Origin of the sequence: Mesorhizobium quangtriensis, from assembly GCF_040081925.1 — a bacterium.
GTDB lineage: Bacteria > Pseudomonadota > Alphaproteobacteria > Rhizobiales > Rhizobiaceae > Mesorhizobium_K > Mesorhizobium_K quangtriensis.
The window spans coordinates 1658776-1684995 of record NZ_JBEBMF010000001.1 but is presented as its reverse complement, the minus strand read 5'-3'; the positions used below and the strand labels follow the sequence as shown (position 1 = coordinate 1684995).

Below are 26220 nucleotides of genomic sequence, written 5' to 3'. Positions count from 1 at the left end.
ATAACATGCGGCCCTGCGGGCCTATCGGGCGTCTCCCACCCTTCCGCATATCCCGCTGGAGGGTGACATCATCATGAGGTGGACTCTAGACGATCATCGATTTCGACGACTGCTAGAGGCAATGCTCATGCACCCTTCACCGCGCCTCTTTATCCGACGTCGACGGCGTAGGCCGTCAAAAGACAACCTTCCTTCAACAGCCCAGTAGAAGTTTCATGAAGAGGAGGTCTCCCGGCCATTGCGGAGCAATGTGCCCGAGACGGTCTCTCATGGCGGGAAAAGGGTTGTCGGACGAAGGTTCGTCCTCCGTGGTAGTAGGATGTCGTGAGAGGGTGACTATCCCGCTGTCTCCAGCAACGCGCGTCTTACCGCGTCGGGCTCCCGTTCTATCACCTTCAGGAGAGCCGCTGCGGGGCCGCTGATGCGTCTCTGGCCTTGCTCCCATTTCCGGTAGCCGGAAACACTCATACCCATCAGGGGAGCCATCTGGGCTTGTGTCAGGTGCGCCCGTTCGCGAACCTCGCGAGGATCAAGCGGGGAATGCACGATTGCAGGGCCTTCGCCCTTGGCATGGGCGAGAGCTTCCCCGAGCGACTGGATAAGGTCTTCTCCGAACGTCTTCATGTTCAACTCCGTTCCATTATTCCGCACGTCGCCGTGCCGCCTTCAGTGCGACAACAAGACCGGCAACAGCCCGCTTCTCATCCGGCGTCATGTCGGTCTTGGCGTTCTTCGCGTAGGCAAGCAAGGCATAGAGCGGGATAGTCTCGTCGAGATAGTAATAGATGATCCGGGCACCGCCCCGCTTTCCTCGACCAGACGCCGCAAACCTCACCTTCCGGACACCGCCCGTGCCGGGGATTTCATCGCCAGCCAGCGGGTTCTCGGCAAGGAAGTCTATCAGTTCCCGTTTCTCTTCCTCATCGAACAGCTTCTCGGCTTGGCGAGTGAACGTCGGCGTTTCCGCGACAGTCTGCATGGCGGATATGTATCCCAATGGGTTATCTTTTTCAAGGCTCGGACACGGAGCATTCCGTTGAAGAGCCCGCGACGTTTCACAATGTGATTAGCCCACGCAGTATCTGGGAAGCTTGCGTATCTCTCGGTGCATCGCTTTTACCGTTGTCTCGCCATACTCCGTCGAAGCACTTCCGTCCGCATGTCCTTGGATGACGTTGGCGTAATGAATATCCATGCCAACGTCGCGAGCGACAGTCTTGAAGCGATGCCGCCATCCGTGGTTTGGCTGGACGCGCTTGTCTGTGACCTTTGCAACTTCGCGTACCCATTTGCTCACCTTGCCGACGACGGAACTCGCTTGTGAGTTGCCCTCCTTCCGAACTCGGCCACTGGGCTTGTAAAACAGAGGACCGTCGGCAGCCCCTTTGACCAGCTTGTGCAGTCCAGCACTAATCAAATGCGGATGGAGAGGAACAATCCGGTATTGTCCCGTCTTGACCGTGCCCGCTTCCGGCGTGATGCGAATGCACGACACGCCGTATTCCGTCACGAAATCCTCCTTGCGCAGTTGCGCAATCTCACCTGCGCGTGAGCCGGTGTAAGCACATATCCAAGGTAGCCATCGATAAGCGAGTCTGTTCTCCTGTGAGGTGTCCCCACTTGCATCCAATGCCCCAAGCGACGCTTTCAGGATCCGATCGGCCTCCTCGTCAGTGAAGCCTTTAGGTCTCTCCACTCTCCGCTTGGGAACCCTGATACTCACGGGTGCCGCCGGATTGCTGTCAATCCGGAACTTCGCGACTCCCGATCCGAACACTGCCCTCACCGCTGACAGATACTTGTCGGCTACGGTCTTTGCAGCAAGCCCACGTTCGTGACGCAGATGCTCTGTCCAGTCCGACACGTTTTTAGCAGAAACCCGCTTGGCGTCGTCATGGCCCAAAAAGGTGATAAGGTCGTCCAGTTTCTGCCGGTGATCGCGGGGCGTCCGCGCCGCCTTCCCGTCAGCCAAGTGGTCACGCTCCCACAACTCGAACAGGTCGAGTATACTGACACCGTCAGCCTTCTTACCTCCATCGGGCTTCGCAATTTCGGGGAAGCGACCGGCGGCAGGATCGGGCCGATAGTCTCCTTGAGACCGTTTAAGCTGCTGATTGGCAGCTTGCCGAAAGGCACTGTGCGCTTCTTGGATTAGGCGAGCACGGCTGTAGTTATCGGTCACGAGACCTTCTTCCAGAAGGATCGCGTCGGCGCTTTCCCCGTACCATTGTTCCATTGCGTCCGCGCGGCCGTCGATTTCCCCGACTATACGAAGTGTCTGCTGCCAAATTTCCGGCTCGCCCGGTTCGGCTTCATTTATCGCCATGACACGGCGATAGAGCTTTCCAGAGAGTGCCACCAATTGCTGATGGGGCAGAGGTTCCGGTTTGGAGCGCAGAGCTTTCCAGCGTAGGTCCAGTTTCCTCTTTTCCTCGGCGTGACGTTCTTTCGCTATCGCTGGTTCTTTGGTTCCAAGCGACTTCCAGATTTCACGCCGCCCGACCAAAGCCACCAAATCGGCTGGAACGCGCTCGCGAAGATAATAGACGCCAGTTTTCTTATGCTTGAAGGGACGTGACATAGGCAAGACCACTGTGTAGCACCTCTGTGTAGAACCGAGGTGTCTCCAAGCCTTTGATAGCGCCTATCTTTTTGATTTCCAACAAGGAAAGATGGTGCTGCCAGAGAGGATTGAACTCTCGACCTCTCCCTTACCAAGGGAGTGCTCTACCACTGAGCTACGGCAGCCCGTAAACGCGGCGCTTCTGCCATATCGATCCCGCCAGCGCAAGGCGCTATTGTGGATCGCCTGAACTGGTCCGCACGGCGTCATGACGAGGCCACAATGATCCGCAGACATTGAGATGCGCCGGAATTCCGGCGCAAGGGGACATTCGCATGGATTCCAGACCCGATCCCAAGGACGGGAAAGGTGCAGCCGGAGGCGCTTCAAAACCCGACCGCAAGGCGCGGCTGGCCGAGGAATTGCGCGCCAACCTGCAGCGCCGCAAGGCGCAGGCGCGCTCGCGGCGCACCGGCGAGGCCGACGAGAGGCCGGAAGGGCTGGCCGGGTCTTCAGGGCGCAAGCCGTTCGAGGGCAAGCAAGGCGGAGACACGTGACGCGGGTCAGACACATGGCCCGGCAAAATCCTGTTCCTTGAACCGATTGATATGATGGTTTAGAGGGGCGTCTTTAGAACCGGAGCCGGGTTGCCGGCGGGGGACAATCTCATGGACAGCATCAGGGTCAAGGGCGGTAACGAGCTAAACGGCCGCATCCCGATCTCGGGCGCAAAGAACGCAGCGCTGCCGCTGATGATCGCCTCGCTGCTCACCGACGACACGCTGACGCTGGAGAATGTGCCCGATCTGGCCGACGTTCAGCAGCTCATCCGCATCCTCGGCAACCATGGCGTCGACCATTCGGTCAACGGCCGCCGCGAGAAGCAGCAGGAAGGCTATTCGCGCACCATCAACTTCTCTGCCCGGCACATCGTCGATACCACCGCTCCCTACGAGCTGGTGTCGAAGATGCGCGCATCCTTCTGGGTCATCGGCCCCCTTCTGGCGCGCATGGGCGAGGCCAAAGTGTCGCTGCCGGGCGGCTGCGCCATCGGCACGCGGCCCGTGGACCTTCTACTGGAAGTTTTGCAGTCGCTCGGCACCGAGATCGACATCGAGGGCGGCTATGCCATCGCCAGGGCGAAGAACAAGCGGCTGGTCGGCAACCGCCATCGTTTCGGCAAGGTGACCGTGGGCGGCACGCATGTCGGCCTGATGGCGGCGTCCCTCGCCAAGGGCGAGACCGTGCTAGAAAACGCCGCGCGCGAGCCGGAGATCGTCAACCTCGCCGAATGCCTGAACGCCATGGGCGCGAAGATCACCGGCGCAGGCACGTCGACGATCACCATCGAGGGCGTCGATTCGCTGTCGGGCGCGCGCCACCGCGTCATCCCGGACCGCATCGAGACGGGCACCTACGCCATGGCGGTCGCGATGACCGGCGGCGACGTCGTGCTGGAAGGCGGGCGCATCGACCTGTTGCAGCGCGCTATCGACATCCTGACGGAAACCGGCGCCGAGATCAGCCAACAGGACGACGGCATCCGCGTGAAGCGCAACGGCAACGGCGTGCGCGCGATCGACGTGACCACCGAACCCTTCCCCGGTTTTCCGACCGACCTGCAGGCGCAGTTTATGGGCCTGATGACTATGGCGAGCGGCCAGTCGCGCATTACCGAGACGATTTTCGAGAACCGCTTCATGCATGTGCAGGAGCTTGCCCGCCTCGGCGCGCATATATCGCTGTCCGGCCAGACGGCGATCGTCGATGGTGTGTCGCGGCTGAAGGGTGCGCCCGTGATGGCGACCGACCTGCGCGCTTCCGTATCGCTTGTGATCGCCGGCCTCGCGGCCGAGGGCGAAACGACGGTCAGCCGCATCTATCACCTTGATCGCGGCTTCGAGCGGCTTGAAGACAAGCTCTCCAACTGCGGTGCCGTGGTCGAACGGCTGTCGGGCTGACGGCACGCTGTTTACGCAGCTACCGCCTCACGCGTGTTCGGCGATCACAGCCAGAAACGCCGGCCCGTAGCGATCCAGCTTGGTCTCGCCCACACCGGGCACGTCAGCCATCTCCCTGCGCGACGACGGCCTTGCAGCCGCCAGTTCGATCAGCGTCTTGTCGTGGAAGATCACGTAGGGCGGAACGTTCTGCGCGCGGGCGATTTCCACGCGTTTCTGACGCAATGCCTGGAACAGCTCACGATCTGACTCGCTGATTGCGGATTGCGCCTCGCCGCGCCGGACCTTGTCACGTCCAACCCTTTCCCCTCGGGCGCGCGGGGCTGAGGGCACGCGCAGCATCAGCGTCGGCTTGTCGCGCAGGAAGTCAGCTCCGGCCTCGGAGATCGACAGCCCGCCATGGCCGGCGAAATCGACGTCGACGAGGCGCAGCGCGATCAGCTGGCGCAGGATCGCCCGCCAGGTGCGGCTGTCGTGTTCCGTACCGATGCCGAAGGTCGAGATGCGGTCATGGCCGAACTGGGCGATACGGTCGTTGGTGGCGCCGAGCAGCACATCGACGACATAGGCGGCACCAAACCGCTGGCCGGTGCGGTAGATGCAGGAGAGCGCCTTCTGCGCGGCAATGGTCCCATCGAACAGTTTCGGCGGCTCGGTGCAGGTATCGCAATTGCCGCACGGCTCGCAATGGTCGCCGAAATAGGACAGGAGCACGCGCCGGCGACAGTCCGCCGTTTCCGCGAGCCCCAGCAGCGCGTCCAGCTTCTGGCGCTCCATGCGTTTGCGTTCGTCCGGCGCATCCGATTCCTCAATGAAGCGGCTGCGCAGCGCGATGTCCTCAGAGCCGTAGAGCATCAGCGTATCGGCCGGCAGTCCGTCACGGCCGGCGCGGCCGGTCTCCTGATAGAAGGCCTCGATGCTGCCCGGCAGGTCGATATGGACGACAAAGCGCACGTCCGGCTTGTCGATGCCCATGCCGAAGGCGATGGTGGCGACCATGATGACAGCTTCGCCGCGCTGGAAGCGGGTCTGGTTGGCCTCGCGCGCCGCCTTGTCCATGCCGGCGTGGTAGGCGAGCGCGTCGTAGCCCTGGTCGCGCAGCCATGCGGCCGTTTCCTCGGTCTTGCGCTTCGAGAGACAGTAGACGATGCCGCTTTCATCCTTGTGGCGTTTCAGGAAATCCTTCAGCTGGGCGCGCGGGTTGTCCTTCTCCTCGATCGCATAGCGGATGTTCGGCCGGTCGAAGCCGGCGATGAAGGCGTCGGGTTCGGCGATGGAAAGATGCGACAGGATTTCCGCGCGCGTCGGCCCGTCGGCAGTCGCCGTCAGCGCCATGCGCGGCGTGTCGGCAAAGCGCTCCACCAGCGCGTCCAGCTGGCGGTAGGATGGTCGGAAATCATGCCCCCATTGCGACAGGCAGTGCGCCTCGTCGATCGCGACCAACGACAGCTTCACCCTTTCAAGTTGCTCCAGCACGCCCGGGCGCAGCAGCGTCTCGGGCGCGACATAGAGCAGGTCCAGCTTGCCCCCGTGGATGTCGCGCCACAGCGCGCCCCGCTCGTCGGCGGGCAGGTCGGAATTAAGCGCGGCCGCCCTGACGCCTGCCTGCCGCAAGGCCGCCACCTGGTCGGCCATCAGCGCCAGCAGCGGCGACACGACCAGACCCATTCCGGATCTGACGATTGCCGGAATCTGGTAGCATAGCGACTTTCCGCCGCCCGTCGGCATCAGCACGAAGGCGTTGTTGCCGCCGACGACATGCTCGATGATGTCCGCCTGCGGTCCCCTGAAGGCTTCATAGCCATAGACGGTCTTGAGGATTTCGAGGGCTTTGTAACGCATCTGCGGCTGGATGGAGAATCAGGGAAACATCCTTCATAGCAGCTTCGCCGTGATTGCGAGCTTCGATGCCCTCTCCTGGACAGCCGCCAAGCGACAGCCCCTGCTGGTTGCGCGTCCTGCAAAGACCGCATAACTAGGCCGAACCGCAACGACAGGCCGATGGCGTCCCGATGGATCTGCTCAAACTGCTTGCCCTCGACGAAGAGGATCTCGGCATCGTCTCCGCCCATGTGCAGGACGCGGTGATGAAGGTCGGCGACCTCGATTTCACGCCGGCGACGAAGCAGTTCGTCGTGCCCATGTACCGCTTCGCGTGGGAGAAGGAGGCGAGCCTGACGCAGCCGCAGCCCGAGCGCCGCAACAGCATTCTGCATTTCGACCGCGTCCTTTCGGCGAAGATTTCGGGCGTGTCGCGCGGCAAGCCGGACGACGTGTTGTCGCTGCTGGCCGTTACCTACACGCCAACGGACCCACCGGCCGGCCGCATCGACCTCGTCTTCGCCGGAGGCGGTACCATCAGGCTCGGCGTCGAATGCGTGGAAGCGCGGCTGACCGATCTCGGCGGGGCATGGGGCGCCTCGTCCCGGCCCGCTCACAAGGACTGACCATGGCGATCACCCTCAATCGCTCCGACGCGGATTTCGAGGCGCGGTTTGCCACGCTGCTCGGGGCCAAGCGCGAGGCATCGCCGGACGTCGAGTCGGCTGTGCGCGACATCATCGCCCGCGTGCGCGCCGAGGGCGATGCGGCGCTGGTCGACTATACGCGGCGCTTCGACCGCGCCGACCTTGCCACGCTCGGCATCGCGGTTTCGCCGGCCGACATCGCACGCGCCTATGAGCAAGCCGACCCAGCGACAGTCGAGGCACTGAAGTTCGCGCGCGACCGCATCCGCTCACATCACGAGCGGCAGATGCCCGTCAGCGAGCGTTATGTGGATGCGGCAGGCGTCGAACTCGGCTCGCGATGGACTGCGATCGAGGCCGTCGGCCTCTATGTGCCGGGCGGCACGGCGAGCTATCCAAGCTCGGTGCTGATGAACGCCGTGCCGGCCGTTGTCGCGGGCGTCGAGCGCATCGTCATCGTGGTGCCCGCATCCGGCGGCGTCATCAAACCGCTGGTGCTGGTGGCAGCCGATCTGGCGGGCGTCTCCGAAATCTACCGCGTCGGCGGCGCGCAGGCGATCGCCGCCCTCGCCTACGGCACCGAAACCATCAGCCCGGTCGCCAAGATCGTCGGCCCCGGCAACGCCTATGTCGCCGCCGCCAAGCGGCAGGTGTTCGGCACCGTCGGCATCGACATGATCGCCGGCCCGTCCGAGGTGCTTGTCGTCGCCGACCGCGACAACGATCCGGACTGGATCGCCGCCGACCTGTTGGCGCAGGCCGAGCATGACGTTTCCGCGCAGTCGATCCTGATGACCGACGACGCCGAGTTCGCCCGCGCGGTGGAAGCCGCTGTCGAACGCCAACTGAAGACGCTGCCGCGCGCCGAAACGGCCGCAGCCAGCTGGCGCGATTTCGGCGCGGTCATCCTCGTCGACGACCTCTTCGCCGCCATCCCGCTGGTCGACCGCATCGCGGCCGAGCATGTGGAACTCGCCATCGAGAACGCCGAGGCGTTCCTCGGCCGGATGCGCAATGCTGGCGCGGTGTTCCTCGGTCGTCATACGCCCGAAGTGATCGGCGACTATGTCGGTGGCTCCAACCACGTGCTGCCGACGGCGCGTTCGGCGCGCTTCTCGTCGGGCCTTTCCGTGCTCGATTTCGTCAAGCGCACCTCTGTCCTGAAGCTCGGGCCTGACCAGTTGCGCAAGCTCGGGCCGGCCGCGATCGCGCTCGCCACCGCCGAAGGACTGGACGCGCACGGGCGCTCCGTCGCCATACGGCTCAACATGTAGCGCCGATGTAGATCCATGGATCGCCCCGACCCGCAGCGCGCGCGCCTGATCGACGTCGAACTCGACGACACGATCGGCCGCTCGACGCCCGACGTCGAGCACGAGCGCGCGGTGGCCATCTTTGACCTGATCGAGGAGAACAGCTTTGCCCCTGTCGGCGATACGGGCGAAGGCCCCTACAGGCTGAGACTGTCGCTGGTCGAGGCGCGCCTTGTCTTCGCGATCGCGCGCGAGAACGGCGAGCCGGTCGTCACCCACATCCTGTCGCTGACGCCGTTCCGGCGCATCGTCAAGGACTACTACATGATCTGCGAGAGCTACTATCAGGCCATCCGCAATTCGACCCCCTCGCAGATCGAGGCTATCGATATGGGCCGGCGCGGGCTCCACAATGACGGGTCGCAGACCCTGAAGGACCGTCTGTCGGGCAAGATCGACATCGACTTCGACACGGCGCGGCGGCTTTTCACGCTCGTCTGCGTGCTGCACTGGCGCGGATGACGGACAGCAGCCTCCCCCGCTCCCTGCTGTTCGTCTGCGGCCGCAACGCCGTGCGCTCCCCCGTCGCCGAGCGGCTGGCGCGGCATCTGCTGCCGCCCTCAACCTTCATCGCGTCCGCCGGTGTGCAGTTGGGGGAAGCCGACCCTTTCGTGGATGTCGTTCTGGCGGAAGAAGGCTTCGAACCACAGGAACGCCGGTCCCGCACGCTGGACGAGCTGGAGGACGATTATTTCGACCTGATCGTCACGCTTTCGCCCGAGGCGCACCATGCCGCGCTCGATATGACGCGGACGCTGGCCAGTGAGGTCGAATACTGGCCGACGGTCGATCCGACCGCGACGCAGGGCTCGCGAGAACAGGTTCTGGACGCCTACCGGGACATGCGCGACAGGCTGAAAGCCCGCATCCGGGAACGATTTGGGCTGGAAACCGGCAAAATCGGCAACGAATAGGCTTGTTCACACGGGCGCCTCTATCATATAGGTTCCGCGCACTTCCGGACGGGCGCCGAACCCCGGCGCCGGAGATCTGTCCAACCAGACCTGTCCAACCAAAAGGTAAAGAATGCCGAAGGAAGAAGTCCTGGAATTCCCGGGAACGGTGACCGAACTGCTACCCAACGCCATGTTTAGGGTGAAGCTCGAGAACGAACACGAGATCATCGCCCACACGGCCGGCCGCATGCGCAAGAACCGCATCCGCGTGCTGACCGGCGACAAGGTGCTCGTCGAGATGACCCCTTACGACCTGACCAAGGGCCGCATCACCTACCGCTTCAAATAAGCCAGGCCGCGGAGCCGTCTCGCAATGAGCGTTTTCCAGAAGCTTGTCCTCGCATCGGGTTCGGCGCGCCGCATCGAGCTCTTGCAGCAGGCCGGCATTGAGCCGGACCGGCTTCTGCCCGCTGACATCGACGAGACGCCGCAGCGTTCCGAACATCCGCGCTCGCTCGCCAAGCGACTGGCGCGCGAGAAGGGCGAGAAGGCGCTGGCTTCGTTGAAAAGCGAGGCCGATTACCAGCCCTGCTTCATCCTCGCTGCGGACACGGTCGTGGCGCTTGGCCGGCGCATCATGCCCAAGGCGGAGATGATCGACGAGGCGTCGAACAGCCTGCAGCTCCTGTCGGGCCGAACGCACCGAGTCTATTCCTGCGTCTGCCTCGTCACGCCGTCGGGCAAGTTCCGGCTGCGGCTGGTGGAATCGCGGGTGCGCTTCAAGCGTATCAGCCGCGAAGAACTCGAAAGCTACCTCGCTTCGGGCGAATGGCGCGGCAAGGCTGGCGGGTACGCCATCCAGGGGCTCGCCGGCACGTTCGTCGTCAAGCTGGTCGGCTCCTACACCAACGTCGTCGGCCTGCCGCTCTACGAGACGGTCGGGCTGCTCAACGCCGACGGCTATCAGGTGCATTTCAACTGGCTGTCCGGGGCCAGAGGCTGACCGCAGTCCTGACGGCTTGGCTTTCGCCGGAAGTCGCACTATCTCCTGCCCGATGAAAAGTCCCGGCGCGACCGTCACCCCACTCCGGCCCAAACGTCCCTGCCCCGAATGCGGCAACCCGTCTTCGCGCGAGCACTATCCCTTCTGCTCGCCGCGCTGCAAGAATGTCGATCTCAACCGCTGGCTGACCGGCGCCTATGTCATCCCAGGACGCGACGACGAGGACGAAGTCGGCAAGCCCGAGTCCCCTTCGCCCGGCGGCGCCGACGGCCAGGATTGAAGGCTGACGTAACGACCGTCAAAAACCCATCGTGGGACGCTGGACAGGCCGATTTCCCGTGCTATAACCCACCCGCTTTCCGGGAGGTTCATCCTCCTGCTCCGGTCGGGTTTCCAGCCCCATCGGAAGGATGCCCAGGTAGCTCAGTTGGTAGAGCAGCGGATTGAAAATCCGCGTGTCGGTGGTTCGATTCCGCCCCTGGGCACCACGTCAGCCAATTGAAGTTTCTCTGTTGCATTGCCCGAAAAATCGGAGCCGCTCAGAGGCAAAAGATCTAGAGCCCTGCTGCGCCGACCGGCCTTGTTCTTATATCGCACGGTTTCCTCCACCACGCGCTCCGGGAGAGCTAGGGCTCCGCCATCGCGATAGTTCGCCGCGGCGCACTTGCTCGGCGACACCGTTACGCTTGATGCTTTGCTACTTCAGCTTCTCAACCTGCGCGGCCTGATCGGGGACAAGCCTCACGCGATAGGTGGCATCGGCGCAGGTCAGTGTCCAGATAGAGTCGTCTTCGACGGACGGGTCCTGCGTGGCGCTTGCAGGCTCCTCGCAGGCATAACCTTGCTGGCGAATTTGGTCGGCGACCAGAGCCGCCGCGTCAGACAATTCGGATTGCGCCTGGGCCGCCGTCGACAGGGCCGCAAGAGAGCAAGCCAACGAAATAACTGCGAATGTCGCCTGTCGTGACGCTATGCCTGCCATGTCCGGCTCCCTTCGGCGTTCACCAATACAATAGCGCGGGCGGCCGACAAAATCGACCGCGCCACTCACAAACAAAGTTCTCTCGCGATGCGATCAGGAAGCTGGAATGCCAAATCAGACTTCAGTTGCCGCCGCTGTAGCCTGCCGCAGCCTTCGGCCGTTCGGGCCTGTCAGCCCCGCTCGGATCGGTGCGGTTGAGACCGCCGCGCGCTCCACCAAGGCCGCAACTGCCGCTGGCAAAACCGTAAAAGCTGCGCGTCAGCCGCTGGCGGCCGGAGAGGAACGGGAAGGCGTTGTCGGTGCCAACTGTCTGGAAGATGTCGCGGTTTACGCGCGAGGGATCGCTCACCTGGCCGCCCGGCGTCGCGACGATCACGTCGCAGCGGCGCCGCAACTCCTCGCAACCGCTGGCCCCGCAGAATTGCGCCGCGCCCTCAAGGAGCACGACCGAAGTCTGGCCGTTGGGGCCGATAAAAATGTCCAGCCGGGTTCCGCGCACGCCGATCGTACCGGCCGGCGTGACGATCTCGTAGGCCTGCGACTTGGACTTGCCGCTGATCCAGCGGAACGATCCGCGCGCGGCATTGAGCGTCAACTGGTTGAAGGTCTTGGAGTCGTCGAAGACAAAGCGATCGAGTACGACGGATGACCCGCCACCCACGGCAAATTTGCTCCCGTCGCGGAAGAGGAACTCGCCGAGGCCGCTCTGCGACGTCGTGATGCGCTCGTCGCGATAGACCGGAGACTGCACCGCCAACGGGCCGCTTGGGCCGCTGACGGCGGTCTTGATCAGGGTCGCCTGACCGACCTGCTCCTGCGCGAATGCCACCGATGTCCACAGCAGAGCTGCGGACGCGGCTATCGTCGACTTTCTTGCCAATCCCCGCATGACCCGCTCCGTCAACCGCCAAAGTTCATCTGGGCGCGCACGAAGAAGCCCCAATTTTGGGTCGGGATTTTGGCATCGTCCGCATCGTAGAAATCGAGTTCGTAGGGAAGGTCATCATTGAAATTGTCGATATAGGCAACTTCAGGTGTAATCGTGAAATTGGGAACAAGTTCATACGCGACATTCGCCACCACGGCGAAATCCTCCATCTCGTCGTACGACACCTGAACGTTGAACGTTGCCTTATCGGTCGCTACGAAAGACCCGCCACCCCAAACGGCCCAGCTTCCACCCCAAGGAGCGTAGTAATTCGGGCTGTCCTTGACCACGCTAGCTTCCCATTGGTTGGGGTCCCACGGATATTCAACTGGGCTAACATAATCCTTGTCATAGGATCCCCAGCCGGCCATGGCAAAAAGTGCCAGCCTGTCGGTGGGATAGAAGTCCACACGGCCCTTGACTGCACCCTGCTCCCAGACCGAGTCATAGCCCGCGACAGCCGATACACCACCCCAGGCTCCCTGCCAGCCGATGCCGCCGACGACGTGCGGTGTGTAGCTGTCGATGGTGTAGAGGTTTGGTTCGCCAACACTTGCAGGAATAAATGGGGCGATGATGTCGCCATTCCCGGTTTCAAGCGCGACCGCTATGCCCAAGCCGTTTCCGCTCTCCCACCCGAAAGCAATCTGGTGCGTGCCGTAGGGGCCGTATCCAATGATGTCGTCGTTGATGACGCCGCCACCGTATCCCGTAAAGGTCGAGAAAAGTGAATCCGTCTTGCCTACGCGGAAGCCTCCAAGTTCGATAAAGGCGTGCTCGATCTCGACCGAATCGCCGGTATCGGTAAACTGATACTGCTCCCAAACGTCGCTATACCCCTCGGGAATGTACGAATACGTGTCGTACTGGAAGTTGATCGCCGCGTAGGCGCGCAACGTCCCGAGTTCTGTTTCCTGTCGGGCGTCGGTGCGCAACTGGAAGCGCGCACGCACGTCATAAGTGTCGTTGAAATCCTCCCACCAGCCGTACTCGTCGTTCGCCCAGTCTTTCCTATCTACAATATCGGTTAGCCCGAAAGCGCCTACGCCAGCGTCGAAGCGCATGTAGCCCGAGATCTTCAGGCAGGTCTCTGTGCCAGGGATGTAATAGAACCCTGTTCCATAGGTATCGCAGATGCGGACGTATTCCATGGGTTCGGGTTCGGCGATAACCACCGCATCGGCGGCGCGGGCAGCCGAAACGGTCAACAGCGCCGCCGACAGTGCCAGGGTGGGCCGTCTCAAAAGCATGCTTGACCTCGGCTTCGTCAGTCGGAGTGATGCAGACAATACCGCGACTTTCTGGAGTCCAGAATGTGTGCGGCAGTTCGGCGTAAACCGCAACGGTAACCATCTGATGTCGCTGTCCAGGTTGACCTATCGTCAGGTTTCTGTTGCACTTTTGCTACAGATGCAACCCTTGGAATATTTTTATTAAACCGTACAATCACAGGGTGCGCGAGCGTGGAGCTCCGTGGCGAGCCACCCCCACAAGATTAACAGCAAGCATCACGGCAATGAGGACGTGCCACATGAAGTGAGTCCCGAGCGGAAACGCGTCACAGACGTCCTGGTCGATAGCGCGGAAGAAGAAACCTGCCAGGAGAATTGCGGCGCAGGCCAGCGCATACCAACCGCCGGGCCCCCGATGTGCCAGCGCTACAACGCCGCAGAACACAAAGCCACCGAGCGCCGGCAGATAGATCGTCGTCCGGTTGGTCGCCTCATGCACGGAGGGCGGAAGCATGTAGGTCACGATGGAAATCGCGACGAAGTAAATGACGAAATAGCTGATCGTCCTCGGCCAACTCAGGCCGGCGAAGCGCCGCAGCGCAAAAAGCGCCATGGCTACAGTGAAGCTGGCGATCGGAACGATGTCCGCCCACATCGTCAGCTTGACTGCAAATGTATGGAACAGGAACGATCCCGCACCGATCGCCACGACCCACCAGCACAGGACTTCCGCGAACACGCCGGTCTTCCTGGCGCGTACCTGCGCGAGGCCGAAGAGGCCCGCCGCGACGATGAGCAGGTTCGTCAGCGCATTGACGGGCTCGGCCCACAGCGTTGCAGTCATGCGTTCGCAATAGATGTCCAGCGGGTCCAGCAGTTCATCCATTCGCGAGCTCTCCGAATCGGCGGCGATTCCCGACAGCTACAGGCGACATACCAAAGATACAACCGGGGGTAGACCGATACGTATGTTCGCGTGTCGCAGACTGTCGAACCGGCGTGCCGCAGGACCATGTTGCGCTGCACTCCGGCTTATGCCAGCTTGGTCGAACAACCGCATAGCGCCATGAGGGCTGCATGACCCGGCAGGACAAGCATCTGGACTCTGGCCGGATCGTTTCCCTTCGAAAAAGTGCATTTCGCACCTGCCTTCTCGTCGGCGTTTTCCTGCTACCCCTGACCGCCTTCGCGCAGCAAGAGCCGCCGACGGTCACGGCGGCGAAGCCCGTTGTCGCGGACATCGTCGAGGACGACGAGTTCGTCGGCAGGTTCGAGGCCGTCAACGAGGTGGCTATCCGCTCGCGCGTCGGCGGTTATCTCGAACAGGTGCATTTCACCGACGGCGCCATCGTCAATCAGGGCGAACTGCTCTTCACCATCGACCGGCGACCCTTCCAGGCAGCATTCGACGCCGCGAAATCGCGCGTCGATATCGCAACCAGCCTGCTCGACTTCACGAAGCTGCAGCTGCAGCGGGCCGAGGACCTCGCCAAGAGCGGCAATCTTTCGACATCCACACTCGATGACAGGCGGCGCGAATACCTCGCCGCCGAAGCAGGCTTTCAGGGCGCGACCGCCGACCTCAAAACGGCAAGCCTCAATCTCGAATTCACCGAAATCAAGGCTCCCCTGTCGGGACGCATTGATCGCCGCCTCGTCTCGGTCGGCAATCTTGTGCAGGCGGATTCGACTCTGCTGACGACGATCGTCACGCAGAACCCGATCGACTTCTATTTCGACGTGGATGAGCGGCTCTACCTCGCCTATGCCGAGGACGCACGCAAGCGCGGCGGCTCGCTGCAGGAGGGCGCCGGCGGGCTCGAGGTGACCGTCAGGATCGCCGACCGTGAGAACAATTCCTTCAAAGGCAAACTCGACTTCGCCGAGAACCGGATCGCCGCTGGCACCGGAACGGTGCGGGTGCGCGCGCGCTTCGACAATCCGGATGACATGCTGCAGCCCGGAATGTTCGGCCGCATCAACGTGCCGGGGTCCCTGCCCTATCGGGGCGTCATGCTGCCGGACGAAGCCATCGGCGCCGATCAGGACAGGCGCATCGTCTATGTCGTCGATGCCGAGGGCAATGTCAGCGCCAAGCCGGTGCGGCCCGGGCCACGCAACCACGGCTACCGGGTCATTCGTGAAGGGCTGACGGGCGATGAAACCGTGATCATCAGCGGGCTGATGCGGGTCAGACCCGGCGTCAAGGTGAAGGCGGACATCGTCACTCTGCCGCCTGAAGCGGCCGGGACAGAGACCGAGGGGACCGGAGCCGCCCAATGAGCTTCTCCCATTTCTTCGTCGACCGGCCGATCTTCGCATCGGTCCTGTCGATCGTGCTGCTCATCGTCGGCGGCATCGCCTACACGCTGCTTCCGGTCGCGCAATATCCCGAGATCGCGCCGCCCACCATCGTCGTGCAGGCGAGCTATCCCGGAGCTGACGCCGAGACAGTCGCAGCTACAGTCGCCACGCCTCTGGAGCAGGAGGTCAACGGCGTCGAGAACATGCTCTACATGTCCTCCTACTCGGCCGACGACGGCTCGATGCAGCTCACCATCACCTTCGAGCTTGGCACCGACCTCGACCAGGCGCAGGTGCTTGTCCAAAACAGGGTCGCCACTGCGGAGCCGAGGTTGCCCGAGGAAGTGCGCCGTCAGGGCGTGGTGACGAACAAGAGTTCGCCCGACCTGATGATGGTCATCCACATGCTGTCGCCCGACGACACATACGACCAGCTCTACGTATCGAACTATGCGCGCTCACGGGTGCGCGACGTGCTGCTGCGCCTCGATGGCGTCGGCAATCTGCTGATCTTCGGCGAGCGCGAATATTCGCTGCGCATCTGGCTCGATCCCGAGAAGCTGTCGGCGCTCGGCATGACGGCCGGCGACGTCGTGCAGGCGCTGCGCGAGCAGAACGTGCAGGTGTCGGGCGGGTCCATCGGTGCGCCGCCCAATGATGGCGGTTCAGCTTTCCAGTACACGGTGACGACGCAAGGGCGCTTCGACGACGCGCGCGACTTCCGCTATGTGATCGTCAAGGCCGAGGACGGGCGCATCATCACGCTGCGCGACGTGGCGAGAATCGAACTCGGCGCGCGCGACTACGTCACCAACTCATACCTCAACGGCAAGAACGCGGTGGCGCTTGGCATCTTCCAGCGGCCAGGCACCAACGCGCTCGCCTCCGCCCACGAGATCCAGACGACCATCGCCGAACTGGCGAAGGATTTTCCGCCGGGCCTGACCTACGACATTGTCTACAACCCGACCGAGTTCATCGCCGAATCCATCAACGAGGTCTACAAGACCATCCTCGAGGCTATTGCGCTGGTCGTCATCGTCATCATCGTCTTCCTGCAGAGCTGGCGCATGGCGATCGTGCCGATCGTGGCGATTCCGGTCTCGCTGATCGGAACGCTTGCGGTGCTCTACGGGCTCGGCTTCTCGCTCAACATGCTCACCCTCTTCGGCCTCGTTCTCGCAATCGGCATTGTGGTCGACGACGCCATCGTGGTCGTCGAGAATGTCGAGCGCAACATCCGTCTCGGCTATGATCCCAAGACCGCGGCGCACCGTACGATGAACGAGGTCGGCGCGGCCGTCATCGCCATCTCGCTCGTGCTCACGGCTGTGTTCGTTCCCACAGCCTTCATTCCCGGAATCACCGGCCAGTTCTACCGGCAGTTCGCCGTCACCATCGCGGTGGCGACGATCATCTCGGCCTTCAATTCGCTGACGCTGTCGCCGGCGCTGGCGGCGGTGCTGTTCAAGCCGCACGACGCCCATGCGGAGCCGTCGCGCTTCTGGCCGGCCCGCGTCGTCCAGTCGCTCGCGGACGGTTTCAACCGCGGCTTCGAGCGGCTTAGCGAATGGTATGCCAGTATCGTCCGGCTGCTAGTCGGCACATGGACGGCGCTGCTGATCATGCTCGCGGTGTTCGCCGCGCTGATCTACGCCACTGTGCATATGCTGCAGACCGTACCCACCGGCTTCATCCCAACGCTCGACCAGGGCTATGCGATCGTTGTGGTGCAACTGCCCGATGGGGCATCTCTCGGCCGGACCGACAAGGTCATACGTCAAGCTTCCGAGATCATCCAGAAGACGCCGGGTGTCAGGGACGCCGTCGCCTTCGCCGGCTTCTCGGGCGCCACCTTCACCAACGCCAGCAATGCCGGCGTCATCTTCGCAGCGTTCCAGCCCTTCGAGGAACGCCTCGCGCACGGACAATCGGCAGACCAGATCATCGGCACGCTGTTCGGGTCGCTGCAAGCGATCCAGGAGGCGTTCATCATTGCCGTGCCGCCGCCGCCGGTCCCTGGCATCGGCAATTCCGGCGGCTTCAAGATGCAGTTGCAGGAGCGCAACAGCGCCGACATGCGACCGATCCTGGCGCTCGCCTACGAAATCGTCGGCAAGGCAAACCAGACGCCAGGGCTCGCCGGCGTCTTCACCACCTTCTCGGCATCGAGCCCGCAATTCTTCCTGGCCATCGACCGCGACAAGGCGCGCATCCTCAACGTCTCGATCCCGCAGATCTTCGAAACGCTGTCGATCAATCTCGGCGCGGCCTACGTCAACGACTTCAACGCATTCGGCCGTGTCTATCAGGTGCAGGCGCAGGCGGACCAGCAGTTCCGCATCGAGCGCGAGGACATATTGCGGCTGAAGGTGCGCTCGGAGGATGGCGCGCTGGTACCGCTCGGTACGCTGGTCGAAATCCGCGACGTCTCCGGCCCGACGCTTGTGCAGCGCTACAACATGTATGTGTCGGTGCCAGTGCAGGGCAACGCCGCGCCCGGCGTGTCCAGCGGCGAGGCACTCGACAGGATGGCCGAGATCGCACACCAGACCCTGCCGCCCGGCACCTCGTTCGAATGGACGGAACTGGCACTGCAGGAGAGCAGCACCGGCAACACGGCGATCTTCATCTTCGGTCTTTCCGTGCTGTTCGTTTTCCTCGCGCTCTCTGCCCAGTACGAAAGCTGGACGATCCCGTTCGCCATCATCCTCGTGGTGCCACTTGGCGTGCTGGCGGCGCTCATCGGCGTCTCGTTGCGAGGCATGGACAACAACATCCTCGTGCAAATCGGTCTGGTCGTTCTGATCGGCCTTGCGGCCAAGAACGCCATCCTGATCGTGGAATTCGCGCGACAAGCGCAGGAACGCGGGGAAACACTGGTGGAGTCAGTCGCCGAAGCGTGCCGGCTGCGCCTGCGGCCGATCCTGATGACCGCCTTCGCCTTCATCCTCGGCGTGGTGCCGCTGGTCATCGCAACCGGGCCTGGCGCGGAGATGCGGCGCGCGCTCGGCACGGCGGTCTTCTCGGGAATGCTCGGCGTTACGATAGTCGGGCTGTTCCTGACGCCTGTCTTCTATGTTGTGCTGCGGAGGCTGTTCCCAGTCAGATCGACGCCTGCGGGTCCCGTAGCGGAAAGCCAACCCGGATAGATATCCGGAGGATAATTATCAAATTGAAACAACGATTTGGCTTGTCTATACAACCATCAATTGCGGAATCGGCGGTCGTCAAATTGAAACCCATTCATCCACCGGCACTTAACTATATGGTGCGATAACGTAATAGCGCTGTCCGGCCAGTCAGTGTCTTATGACCTCGCGGCGGACCACCCTCCGCATGGCCGGCGCCGCCCACTCCCAAGCCCCCAGCTAGGCGCCGGCCCTCGCTACCCTTCCCTGAAAGCCACTCGATATGCCCGGAGCAATCCGCTCAGGGTCGGGTTTGCGCACAGCCGGCTTCTGTTATGGTGCGGCACAAATTCGCGGAGGGGATTCATGCGGAAATTCGTGTCAGGCCCTGCACTCGTTGTGGGTTCTCTTTGGGCAGTCTGTCTTTCACTGCCAACGGCGCAGGCGCTGGACAGTTCCACGCAGCCTGTCGTCGTCACGCCGATCAGGTCGACCTCGGTCACCTCCACCGGACAACCGATCGTGCTGCCACAAGGAAACGTTGAGGTCGCCGCCTCCATCTTCGAGATCGCGCCGGGCGCGACGCTGCCCGTCCACAAGCATCCCTTCCCACGCTACGCCTACGTCCTCGCCGGAACGCTTCAGGTCACCAATGTCGACACCGGCCAGAGCGACACATTCAAGGCCGGCGACTTCATCGTCGAGATGGTGGACCAGTGGCACCAGGGCTCCAACATCGGCACCGACCCCGTCAAGCTCGTCGTCATCGACCAGGTTGCGAAGGGCGCGCCGGCGACAGTTCTCAAGCAGTAGGTCTGGCGTTCAGTTCTCGTAGAGCAGGCCTTTCGGATCAATCTGCGGCTTGCGCCCCGCGACCAGGTCGGCGACGAACTGGCCCGACCCAGACGCCATCGTCCAGCCAAGATGGCCATGGCCGGTGCTGAGGAAAAGATTCTGGTATTTCGCCTGGCCGAACACCGGGACAGAACTCGGCATCATCGGCCGCAGGCCCGCCCACATCTCAGCGCGGCTTTCATCGAATGCGCCGGGAAAAAGGTCGTGCCCGGTCGCGAACATGGTGCGGAAATTCCTCGGGCTATGGCTGTGGTCGAAGCCGGTGAACTCGGCGGTCGAGGTCAGACGCAACCGGTCGCCCAGACGCGAATAACCAATCAGACGATCCTCGTCGGCGCCGCCCATCGTCGGGCCCTTCGACGGATCGTCGAGCGGGATCGTCGCCGCATAACCCTTTACCGGATAGACCGGCAGGTCGAGGCCGTGTCGTCGGCCGAAGATGCCGCTTTCCGGTCCCAGCGACAGCACGAAGGCGTCGGCCTCGACCGGTCCTTTCGAGGTGCGCACTGCCCTCACCCTTCCGCCCTCGATATCGAGCGTCTCGACCACGGTCCCGAAGCGGAAATCCGCGCCGAACTTTTCGGCCGCATGCGCGGCCAGCCGCGTGGCGAAGAGACGCGAGTCGCCCGTCTGATCGATTGGCGAGTACACACCGCCCGCGATCTTCTCCGCCGCTCCCGCCAGTCCCGGCTCCAGTTCGATGATGCGGTGGCGGTCGACGATCTCGATCGGCAGGCCGTGCTCGCCAAGGAAGCGATAGTTGTCCGTCCCCGTATCGAGGCTTTGCTGCGAGCGGAAGAAGTAGAGAATACCTTTCTTGCGCTGGTCGTAGGCGATGCCTGTCTCTTCCTCGATGCGATTGATGCAGTCGCGGGAGTGAAGCGCCATCCTGAGCTTTACCAGTGTGTTCGCGCGCAGCCTTGGCGTCGTGCATTCGCGCAGGAAGCGCAGCGTCCAGAGATAGAAGTAGGGATCAGCCGTCAGCCGGACATGGATGCCGAGATCGGGCCGATAGAGCCCCCTGAAGAAGGTTTTAAGAGCAGCAGGCGACGCCCATGAGGTTGCATCACCCGGCGACACAAGGCCGGCATTGGCATAGCTCGTGCCCTCGGCCGCACCGTCATGGCGTTCGAGGACGACCACTTCGTGGCCGTCCCGCGCCAGCCACCACGCCGCCGCCGTGCCGACGACGCCGGCTCCAAGCACCACTATCCGCATGGGCTATATGCGCCGCTCTACGCCCGGCAGCACGCAGAGCATCTCGTAGAGGAGATAGGCCGCCGTCAGCGCCGTGTTGCCTGATATGTCGTAGGGCGGCGACACCTCGACCAGATCGCAGCCGACGAGGTTCAGTCCCCAGCAGCCGCGGATGATCTCCAGCGCCTGCACCGTCGTCAGCCCGCCGATCTCCGGCGTGCCGGTGCCGGGTGCGAAGCCCGGGTCGAGGCTGTCGATGTCATAGGAGAGGTAGACCGGCCCGTCGCCCATCTGCGCGCGCACTTCTTCCATCAGTGGCGTCAGCGATTTCCACCAGCATTCCTCGGCCTGCACGACGCGGAACCCCTGGCTCCGTGTCCAGTCGAAATCGTCTGCGGCATAGCCGGTGCCGCGCAGGCCGATCTGGATGCAGCGCTTGGTGTCCAGCACGCCCGCCTCCACCGCGCGGCGGAAGGGCGTGCCATGCGCGATCGGCTCGCCGAACATGTGCTCGTTGATGTCGGCATGCGCGTCGACATGGATCAGCCCGACGGGACCGTGCTTTTTGGCTATGGCGCGCAGGATCGGATAGGCGATGGTGTGATCGCCACCGAGCGTCAGCGGGATGCAGTCCTCTGCGAGGATGCGGTCATAGGCTTCGGTGATGATGTCCATGCATTTCGGCAGGTTGAAGGTGTCGATCGCCACGTCGCCGATGTCTGCGACCTGCAGGCTTTCGAAGGGCGCCGCGCGCGTCGCCATGTTGTAGGGCCGCACGAAGCTGGACTCCGCCCTGATCTGCCGCGGCCCGAAGCGTGTGCCCGGTCTGTTCGACGTGCCGATATCCATCGGCACGCCAACGAAACAGGCATCCAGCCCCTTCGCGGTCGGCTGCGTCGGCAGCCGCATGAAGGTCGCTGGCGCTCCGAAACGCGGCATCTCGTTGCCGCCCAGTGGCTGGTTGAATTTCTGCGTCACGTCCGGACCTTTCATGCAAGCTGGCGACATCGCCGCCGACGATTGTCGGAAGACTGCCTGCAAAAGGCAACTGCCAAGGCAAAAGCTTCGACGGTCCAGGCTAGCTGTTCGGCCAGTTCTTGGTCGCCAGGATACGCTCCCAGGACAGCGCGTCCGAGACGATGCGGTCGAGGTCGTCCCGTTGCGGGACCCAGCCGAACTCCTTGCGGGCAAGGTCGGAATTGGCGACGATCGCCGCCGCATCCCCCGGCCTGCGCGCCGTCATGCGGGCATCGACCTCGCCACCGAAAACCCGCCTGACGCTGTCGATCACTTCCAGCACCGAATAGCCGTGGCCGTAGCCGCAATTGGCCACGAGGCTCTTGCCACCCGCCCGCAGCCGGTCGAGCGCCAGCCGGTGCGCCGCGACGAGATCGCTGACATGGATGTAGTCGCGGATGCAGGTGCCGTCTGGCGTCGGATAGTCGTCCCCGAATACCTGCATAAAAGGCCGCTTTCCAAGTGCGGTTTCGCTGGCGACCTTGATGAGGTGCGTCGCGCCGGCCGTCGACTGGCCGGTTCGGCCCTTGGGATCGGCACCCGCCACGTTGAAATAGCGTAGCGCCGTGTAATCGAAATCCTTATATGCGGCGGCCGTATCGCGCAAAATCCACTCGACCATCAGCTTGGACGTTCCATAAGGCGATTCGGGCGCTGTGCGGACGTCTTCCTTCACAGGATCCATGCCTGCGGTGCCATAGACCGCGGCGGTGGACGAGAAGATGAAATGTGGCATCCCGCCTGCCACCGCCGCGGCGATCAGGTTCCGCGTCTTGGCGGTGTTGTTCTCGTAATAGAGCAACGGATCCGTGACCGATTCGGGGACGATCAGCGAGCCGGCAAAGTGGATGATCGCATTGACCTTGTGTTCCCGGATGATCTTCTCGACCAGCCCGGTGTCGCCAACATCGCCGACATACAGTTTTGCTTCGGGCGGAACGGCCCAGTCGAAGCCGGAGGACAGCCTGTCGAGAACCACGACATCCTCTCCATGATCCAGCAGTTCCCATACCATGTGGCTGCCGATATAGCCGGCGCCGCCGGTGACAAGTACGCTCATTCGGGCTCTCCAGGGGGACTTCGCAGGGGAACTATCAACGGCAACCGGGGCGAAACCAGTCAATTCTTATGAAGGCATAGGGCGGTTACGTGAGGCGCGCATCTATCGCTTATTGAAATTGACAGGGATCAAGGACGCAACCTCGATTTGATGGTGCTTTTACGGAAGTCGGACCCCTCGCCCGGCTGCATTCCCGCCCCTCGGCGGCGTGGCATTTTGACCGAACTGGTCCAATGGACGCGCAAGGCCGAGGCCACTATGATCCGCGCCAAAACTGGCAGCTATCCAACCGGAAAGCCATAATGAATTATCAGCGTTTTTTCGAGGAAGCGATCGATCAGGTCCACGCCGAGCGGCGTTACCGCGTTTTCGCAGACATCGAGAGGATTGCCGGCTCCTTCCCGCGCGCAATTTGGCGCTCCGGCGACCGCGCCGAGGAGATCACCGTCTGGTGCTCGAACGACTATCTCGGCATGGGTCAGAATCCGCAGGTCGTGTCCGCGATGCAGGAGGCAGCCGGCCGCATGGGCTCCGGCGCGGGCGGCACACGCAACATCTCCGGCACCAACCATCCGCTGGTCGAGCTTGAGCTTGAGCTTGCCGATCTGCACCGCAAGGAAGCAGCACTGGTCTTCACCTCCGGCTTCGTCTCCAACGAGGCATCGATCTCCACCATAGGGCGTCTGCTGCCGAACTGCCTGATCATTTCCGACGAACTCAACCACGCTTCCATGATCGAGGGCGTGCGTCGCTCCGGGGCCGAAAAGAAAATCTTCCGCCACAACGACGTCGCGCATCTTGAGAGCATCCTCGCCGCCGCTGGCCGCGAGCGCGCGAAGCTGATCGTCTTCGAGAGCGTCTATTCGATGGACGGCGACGTCGCGCCGATCGCGCAGATCGCAGACCTCGCCGACAAGTACAACGCCATGACCTACATCGACGAGGTTCATGCCGTCGGCATGTATGGCCCGCGCGGCGGCGGTATCACCGAGCGCGAGGGTCTGGCCCACCGCATCGACGTCATCGAGGGCACGCTCGCCAAGGCGTTCGGCATGCTGGGCGGCTACATCACCGGCAGCGCGACAGTCGTGGATGCGGTGCGTTCCTACGCGCCGGGTTTCATTTTCACGACCGCCCTGCCGCCTGCGATCGCGGCTGGCGCGACAACGTCGATCCGCCATCTCAAGGTTTCTCAAAGCGAGCGTGAAGCACAGCAGCGTCAGGTCGCGCACACCAAGGACGTGCTCGCGGAAGCCGGGCTGCCCGTGATGGCTTCGTCCACGCACATCGTCCCGGTGCTGGTCGGCGATCCCGAGCTTTGCAAGATGGCGACCGACCGCCTGCTCGGCGTACACGGCATCTACATCCAGCCGATCAACTACCCCACGGTGCCGCGCGGCACCGAGCGCCTGCGCATCACGCCGACGCCATTCCACGACAACGCGCTGATCGAGACGCTGCGCGACGCGCTGGTCGAGACGTGGGATGCACTAGGCATCCCCTATGGCGCCGCCGGCCGCCCGGCCGTCGCCTCGTCGGATCGCATCATCCCGCTGCTGGTGCCGAAATCCGGGGGTTAAAGCCCCCCGATCCACTTCGCCAGTCGATCCGCCGCCTCCTCGACATCGTCGAGCTTGCGGTGGAAGCACAGTCGCAAATACCCTTCGCCTGCCTGACCGAAGGCGACGCCGGGCGCGAGTCCGACGAGTGCCTTGTCGACGATCTCGAAGGCCGCCTTCGTCGAATCCGTCATGCCGTCAACCTTGAAGAACAGATAGAACGCGCCCGGCGGCACGCTGAAGCGGACCCTGCCCGTCTCGGCCAGCCTGCGGCAAATCAGGTCGCGCGAGGCCTTGGCTTGTGCGATCTGCGCGGCAAGGAAATCGTCGCCCTCGTCGAGCGCAGCGATCGCTCCGCGCTGCAGGAACTGCGCGACCCCCGAACTCGAATACTGGATCAGGTTCTCGAAAGTGCGTTCCAGCGACGGATGCGTTTTCATCCAGCCGATGCGCCAGCCGGTCATCGCCCAATTCTTGGAGAAGGTGTTGACGAAGAGTATGCGGTCCTCAGGCTCCATGATGTCCATGAAGGAAGGAGCACGCTGGCCGTTGTAGTGAAACAACGCGTAGATCTCGTCGGCGATGATCCAGAGCCCGTGGCGTCTGGCGAGGTCCAGCAGCGCCTTCAGCGTCTCGATGTCCGCCGTCCAGCCCGTCGGGTTTGAAGGCGTGTTGACGAAGATGACTTTCGTGCGCGGCGTCACCGCAGCTTCGACGCGGTCGATGTCGCAATACCAGCCATTCGCACCTTCCGTCAGCCCGACAGGAACGGGCGTCGCTCCGGCGACACCGGCCGCGCCAGCGAAATTCGGCCAGGCCGGTTCCAGATAGATCGCTTCGTCGCCTGCGCCGGCCGTCGCCTCCAGCGCCAGCACGATCGCCTGCATGCCGCCAATGGTGACGAGAAACTCATCGGGAGAGAATTTCAGGCCGAAATGGCGCTCGTGGTAGCGCGCCAGCGACTGCCGCAGTTCAGGAATGCCGCCCTGCCACGTATAGAACGTCTCCCCGGCGTCCAGCCCGCGCTTGGCAGCGGCGCTGATGAAATCGGGCGTCGGCTTGTCGCTTTCGCCTGCCCATAGCGGAATCAGACCCTTGCGTTCGCGTCCGTAGTTGGCCACGGCCTCGATGCCGCTCACCGGCGCGCGCCGGGCGTCTTCACGCAGATTGTCGATCAAGCTCATGGAACACCGGCCCTCTGGAAATGACCGCCGATCTAGCCTGTTTCGATCTCCGCGGAAACGAAAAACCCGGCCGCCAGAGCAGCCGGGCTCTTGATCCAGATCGCAGTCCTCAGGCCTTCTTGGCCAGAAGATCGCGGATTTCGGTCAGCAGTTGCACGTCTGCGGGCGGGGGGGCGGCGGGTCCGGCTTCCTTCTGCTTTTCCAGCTTGCGGCGCATTGTGTTTACGCCCTTGACCATCAGGAAGATGATCCAGGCCAGGATCAGGAAGTTGATGACGACGGTCAGGAAGTTGCCCCAGGCGAAGACCGCGCCCTGTTTTTTCGCCTCTTCAAGCGTGACGGCTGTCACGTTGGAAGACAGCGGGAAGAAATAATTGGAGAAATCGAAGCCGCCGAAGATGGCTCCAACGATCGGCATGATGATGTCGCCGACTAGCGAATTGACGATCAGGCCGAAGGCGCCGCCGATGATCACGCCGACGGCGAGATCCATCACATTGCCCTTCGAGATAAATTCCTGGAATTCCTTTAGCATAAACCCTCCTTGCCTTGCGGCACGCAAGCGAG

At 62.9% G+C, this 26220-nt stretch carries 26 protein-coding genes and 2 tRNA genes; 14 read left to right on the top strand and 14 right to left on the bottom strand.

Going from position 1 to position 26220, the window contains the following annotated elements:
- Positions 1–336: 336 nt before the first annotated feature.
- The 4 genes from ABMA32_RS08215 to ABMA32_RS08200 form a co-directional block, all read right to left on the bottom strand.
- Positions 337–624, bottom strand: coding sequence for a helix-turn-helix domain-containing protein (locus tag ABMA32_RS08215; RefSeq protein ID WP_349013208.1), 288 nt, complete (start codon positions 622–624; stop codon positions 337–339).
- A 16-nt stretch (positions 625–640) separates the two neighbouring features.
- Positions 641–979, bottom strand: coding sequence for a type II toxin-antitoxin system RelE/ParE family toxin (locus tag ABMA32_RS08210; protein ID WP_349013207.1), 339 nt, complete (start codon positions 977–979; stop codon positions 641–643).
- Between the two features lie 87 nt (positions 980–1066).
- Positions 1067–2581 carry a DUF6538 domain-containing protein gene (locus ABMA32_RS08205; RefSeq protein ID WP_349013206.1) on the bottom strand — a complete coding sequence of 505 codons (1515 nt, stop codon included), beginning with the start codon at positions 2579–2581 and terminating at the stop codon, positions 1067–1069.
- Positions 2582–2673: 92 nt separating this feature from the next.
- Positions 2674–2748: transfer RNA gene (locus ABMA32_RS08200), tRNA-Thr, on the bottom strand.
- 150 nt (positions 2749–2898) lie between these two features.
- Between ABMA32_RS08200 and ABMA32_RS08195 the strand changes: the two genes are divergently transcribed.
- Both ABMA32_RS08195 and murA read left to right on the top strand, forming a co-directional pair.
- Positions 2899–3120, top strand: a complete 222-nt coding sequence (locus ABMA32_RS08195) for a hypothetical protein (RefSeq protein ID WP_349013205.1) — start codon at positions 2899–2901, stop codon at positions 3118–3120.
- A gap of 111 nt (positions 3121–3231) precedes the next feature.
- Positions 3232–4524, top strand: coding sequence for a UDP-N-acetylglucosamine 1-carboxyvinyltransferase (gene murA / locus ABMA32_RS08190; RefSeq protein WP_349013204.1), 1293 nt, complete (start codon positions 3232–3234; stop codon positions 4522–4524).
- A 27-nt stretch (positions 4525–4551) separates the two neighbouring features.
- Here the strand turns inward: murA and recQ are convergent, their stop codons facing one another.
- Positions 4552–6366 (bottom strand): DNA helicase RecQ, encoded by a 1815-nt coding sequence (gene recQ / locus ABMA32_RS08185; RefSeq protein WP_349013203.1) that lies wholly within the window; start codon positions 6364–6366, stop codon positions 4552–4554.
- A gap of 170 nt (positions 6367–6536) precedes the next feature.
- On the opposite strand from recQ, the gene ABMA32_RS08180 reads away from it, so the two are divergent.
- The 8 genes from ABMA32_RS08180 (at position 6537) to ABMA32_RS08145 (ending at position 10692) form a co-directional block, all read left to right on the top strand.
- Positions 6537–6971, top strand: a complete 435-nt coding sequence (locus tag ABMA32_RS08180) for a DUF2948 family protein (RefSeq protein WP_349013202.1) — start codon at positions 6537–6539, stop codon at positions 6969–6971.
- Positions 6972–6973: 2 nt separating this feature from the next.
- Positions 6974–8266: a histidinol dehydrogenase gene (gene hisD / locus ABMA32_RS08175; protein ID WP_349013201.1), complete on the top strand. Its 1293-nt coding sequence runs from the start codon at positions 6974–6976 to the stop codon at positions 8264–8266.
- Between the two features lie 15 nt (positions 8267–8281).
- Complete coding sequence (locus tag ABMA32_RS08170; protein WP_349013200.1) at positions 8282–8767, top strand: UPF0262 family protein; 486 nt, start codon at positions 8282–8284, stop codon at positions 8765–8767.
- On the top strand, positions 8764–9219 hold the full coding sequence (locus ABMA32_RS08165) for an arsenate-mycothiol transferase ArsC (protein ID WP_349013199.1): 456 nt from the start codon (positions 8764–8766) through the stop codon (positions 9217–9219). The genes ABMA32_RS08170 and ABMA32_RS08165 overlap by 4 nt, the downstream gene beginning before the upstream one ends.
- Positions 9220–9331: 112 nt before the next feature.
- On the top strand, positions 9332–9550 hold the full coding sequence (infA, locus tag ABMA32_RS08160; RefSeq protein ID WP_019172992.1) for a translation initiation factor IF-1: 219 nt from the start codon (positions 9332–9334) through the stop codon (positions 9548–9550).
- Between the two features lie 24 nt (positions 9551–9574).
- Complete coding sequence (locus ABMA32_RS08155) at positions 9575–10204, top strand: Maf-like protein (protein WP_349013198.1); 630 nt, start codon at positions 9575–9577, stop codon at positions 10202–10204.
- Between the two features lie 52 nt (positions 10205–10256).
- A complete protein-coding gene (gene yacG, locus ABMA32_RS08150; protein ID WP_349013197.1) occupies positions 10257–10484 on the top strand; it encodes a DNA gyrase inhibitor YacG in 228 nt (75 codons plus the stop codon).
- Positions 10485–10616: 132 nt separating this feature from the next.
- A tRNA-Phe gene (locus tag ABMA32_RS08145) sits at positions 10617–10692 on the top strand.
- A gap of 209 nt (positions 10693–10901) precedes the next feature.
- On the opposite strand, the gene ABMA32_RS08140 is transcribed toward ABMA32_RS08145, so the two are convergent.
- From ABMA32_RS08140 to ABMA32_RS08125, 4 genes are all read right to left on the bottom strand, one after another.
- The gene (locus ABMA32_RS08140) at positions 10902–11186 is read right to left on the bottom strand and encodes a hypothetical protein (RefSeq protein WP_349013196.1); all 285 of its coding nucleotides are present in this window, start codon (positions 11184–11186) and stop codon (positions 10902–10904) included.
- A gap of 121 nt (positions 11187–11307) precedes the next feature.
- Positions 11308–12075: a FecR family protein gene (locus ABMA32_RS08135; RefSeq protein ID WP_349013195.1), complete on the bottom strand. Its 768-nt coding sequence runs from the start codon at positions 12073–12075 to the stop codon at positions 11308–11310.
- Positions 12076–12086: 11 nt separating this feature from the next.
- Positions 12087–13364: a porin gene (locus ABMA32_RS08130; protein ID WP_349013194.1), complete on the bottom strand. Its 1278-nt coding sequence runs from the start codon at positions 13362–13364 to the stop codon at positions 12087–12089.
- 196 nt (positions 13365–13560) lie between these two features.
- Positions 13561–14232, bottom strand: coding sequence for a ceramidase domain-containing protein (locus ABMA32_RS08125; protein ID WP_349013193.1), 672 nt, complete (start codon positions 14230–14232; stop codon positions 13561–13563).
- 191 nt (positions 14233–14423) lie between these two features.
- Here ABMA32_RS08125 and ABMA32_RS08120 point away from each other — a divergent pair, with 191 nt between their 5' ends.
- The 3 genes from ABMA32_RS08120 (at position 14424) to ABMA32_RS08110 (ending at position 19594) form a co-directional block, all read left to right on the top strand.
- Positions 14424–15629, top strand: coding sequence for an efflux RND transporter periplasmic adaptor subunit (locus ABMA32_RS08120; RefSeq protein ID WP_349013192.1), 1206 nt, complete (start codon positions 14424–14426; stop codon positions 15627–15629).
- Positions 15626–18802, top strand: a complete 3177-nt coding sequence (locus ABMA32_RS08115) for an efflux RND transporter permease subunit (RefSeq protein ID WP_349013191.1) — start codon at positions 15626–15628, stop codon at positions 18800–18802. Before ABMA32_RS08120 ends, ABMA32_RS08115 begins: the two co-directional genes overlap by 4 nt.
- A gap of 345 nt (positions 18803–19147) precedes the next feature.
- A complete protein-coding gene (locus tag ABMA32_RS08110) occupies positions 19148–19594 on the top strand; it encodes a cupin domain-containing protein (protein WP_349013190.1) in 447 nt (148 codons plus the stop codon).
- 9 nt (positions 19595–19603) lie between these two features.
- On the opposite strand, the gene ABMA32_RS08105 is transcribed toward ABMA32_RS08110, so the two are convergent.
- The 3 genes from ABMA32_RS08105 to galE all read right to left on the bottom strand — a co-directional run bounded on the left by ABMA32_RS08105 (position 19604) and on the right by galE (position 22910).
- Positions 19604–20854 carry a D-amino acid dehydrogenase gene (locus ABMA32_RS08105; RefSeq protein WP_349013189.1) on the bottom strand — a complete coding sequence of 417 codons (1251 nt, stop codon included), beginning with the start codon at positions 20852–20854 and terminating at the stop codon, positions 19604–19606.
- A 3-nt stretch (positions 20855–20857) separates the two neighbouring features.
- Positions 20858–21826 (bottom strand): agmatinase, encoded by a 969-nt coding sequence (gene speB / locus ABMA32_RS08100; protein WP_349013188.1) that lies wholly within the window; start codon positions 21824–21826, stop codon positions 20858–20860.
- 85 nt (positions 21827–21911) lie between these two features.
- The gene (galE, locus tag ABMA32_RS08095) at positions 21912–22910 is read right to left on the bottom strand and encodes a UDP-glucose 4-epimerase GalE (protein WP_349013187.1); all 999 of its coding nucleotides are present in this window, start codon (positions 22908–22910) and stop codon (positions 21912–21914) included.
- 302 nt (positions 22911–23212) lie between these two features.
- Here galE and hemA point away from each other — a divergent pair, with 302 nt between their 5' ends.
- The gene (hemA, locus tag ABMA32_RS08090) at positions 23213–24490 is read left to right on the top strand and encodes a 5-aminolevulinate synthase (protein ID WP_349013186.1); all 1278 of its coding nucleotides are present in this window, start codon (positions 23213–23215) and stop codon (positions 24488–24490) included.
- On the opposite strand, the gene ABMA32_RS08085 is transcribed toward hemA, so the two are convergent.
- Together ABMA32_RS08085 and mscL are read right to left on the bottom strand one after the other, a co-directional pair.
- Positions 24487–25653, bottom strand: coding sequence for a pyridoxal phosphate-dependent aminotransferase (locus tag ABMA32_RS08085; RefSeq protein WP_349013185.1), 1167 nt, complete (start codon positions 25651–25653; stop codon positions 24487–24489). The two genes, hemA and ABMA32_RS08085, sit on opposite strands and share 4 nt — an antisense overlap.
- A 109-nt stretch (positions 25654–25762) precedes the next feature.
- Complete coding sequence (mscL, locus tag ABMA32_RS08080) at positions 25763–26188, bottom strand: large conductance mechanosensitive channel protein MscL (RefSeq protein ID WP_349013184.1); 426 nt, start codon at positions 26186–26188, stop codon at positions 25763–25765.
- Positions 26189–26220: the final 32 nt, after the last annotated feature.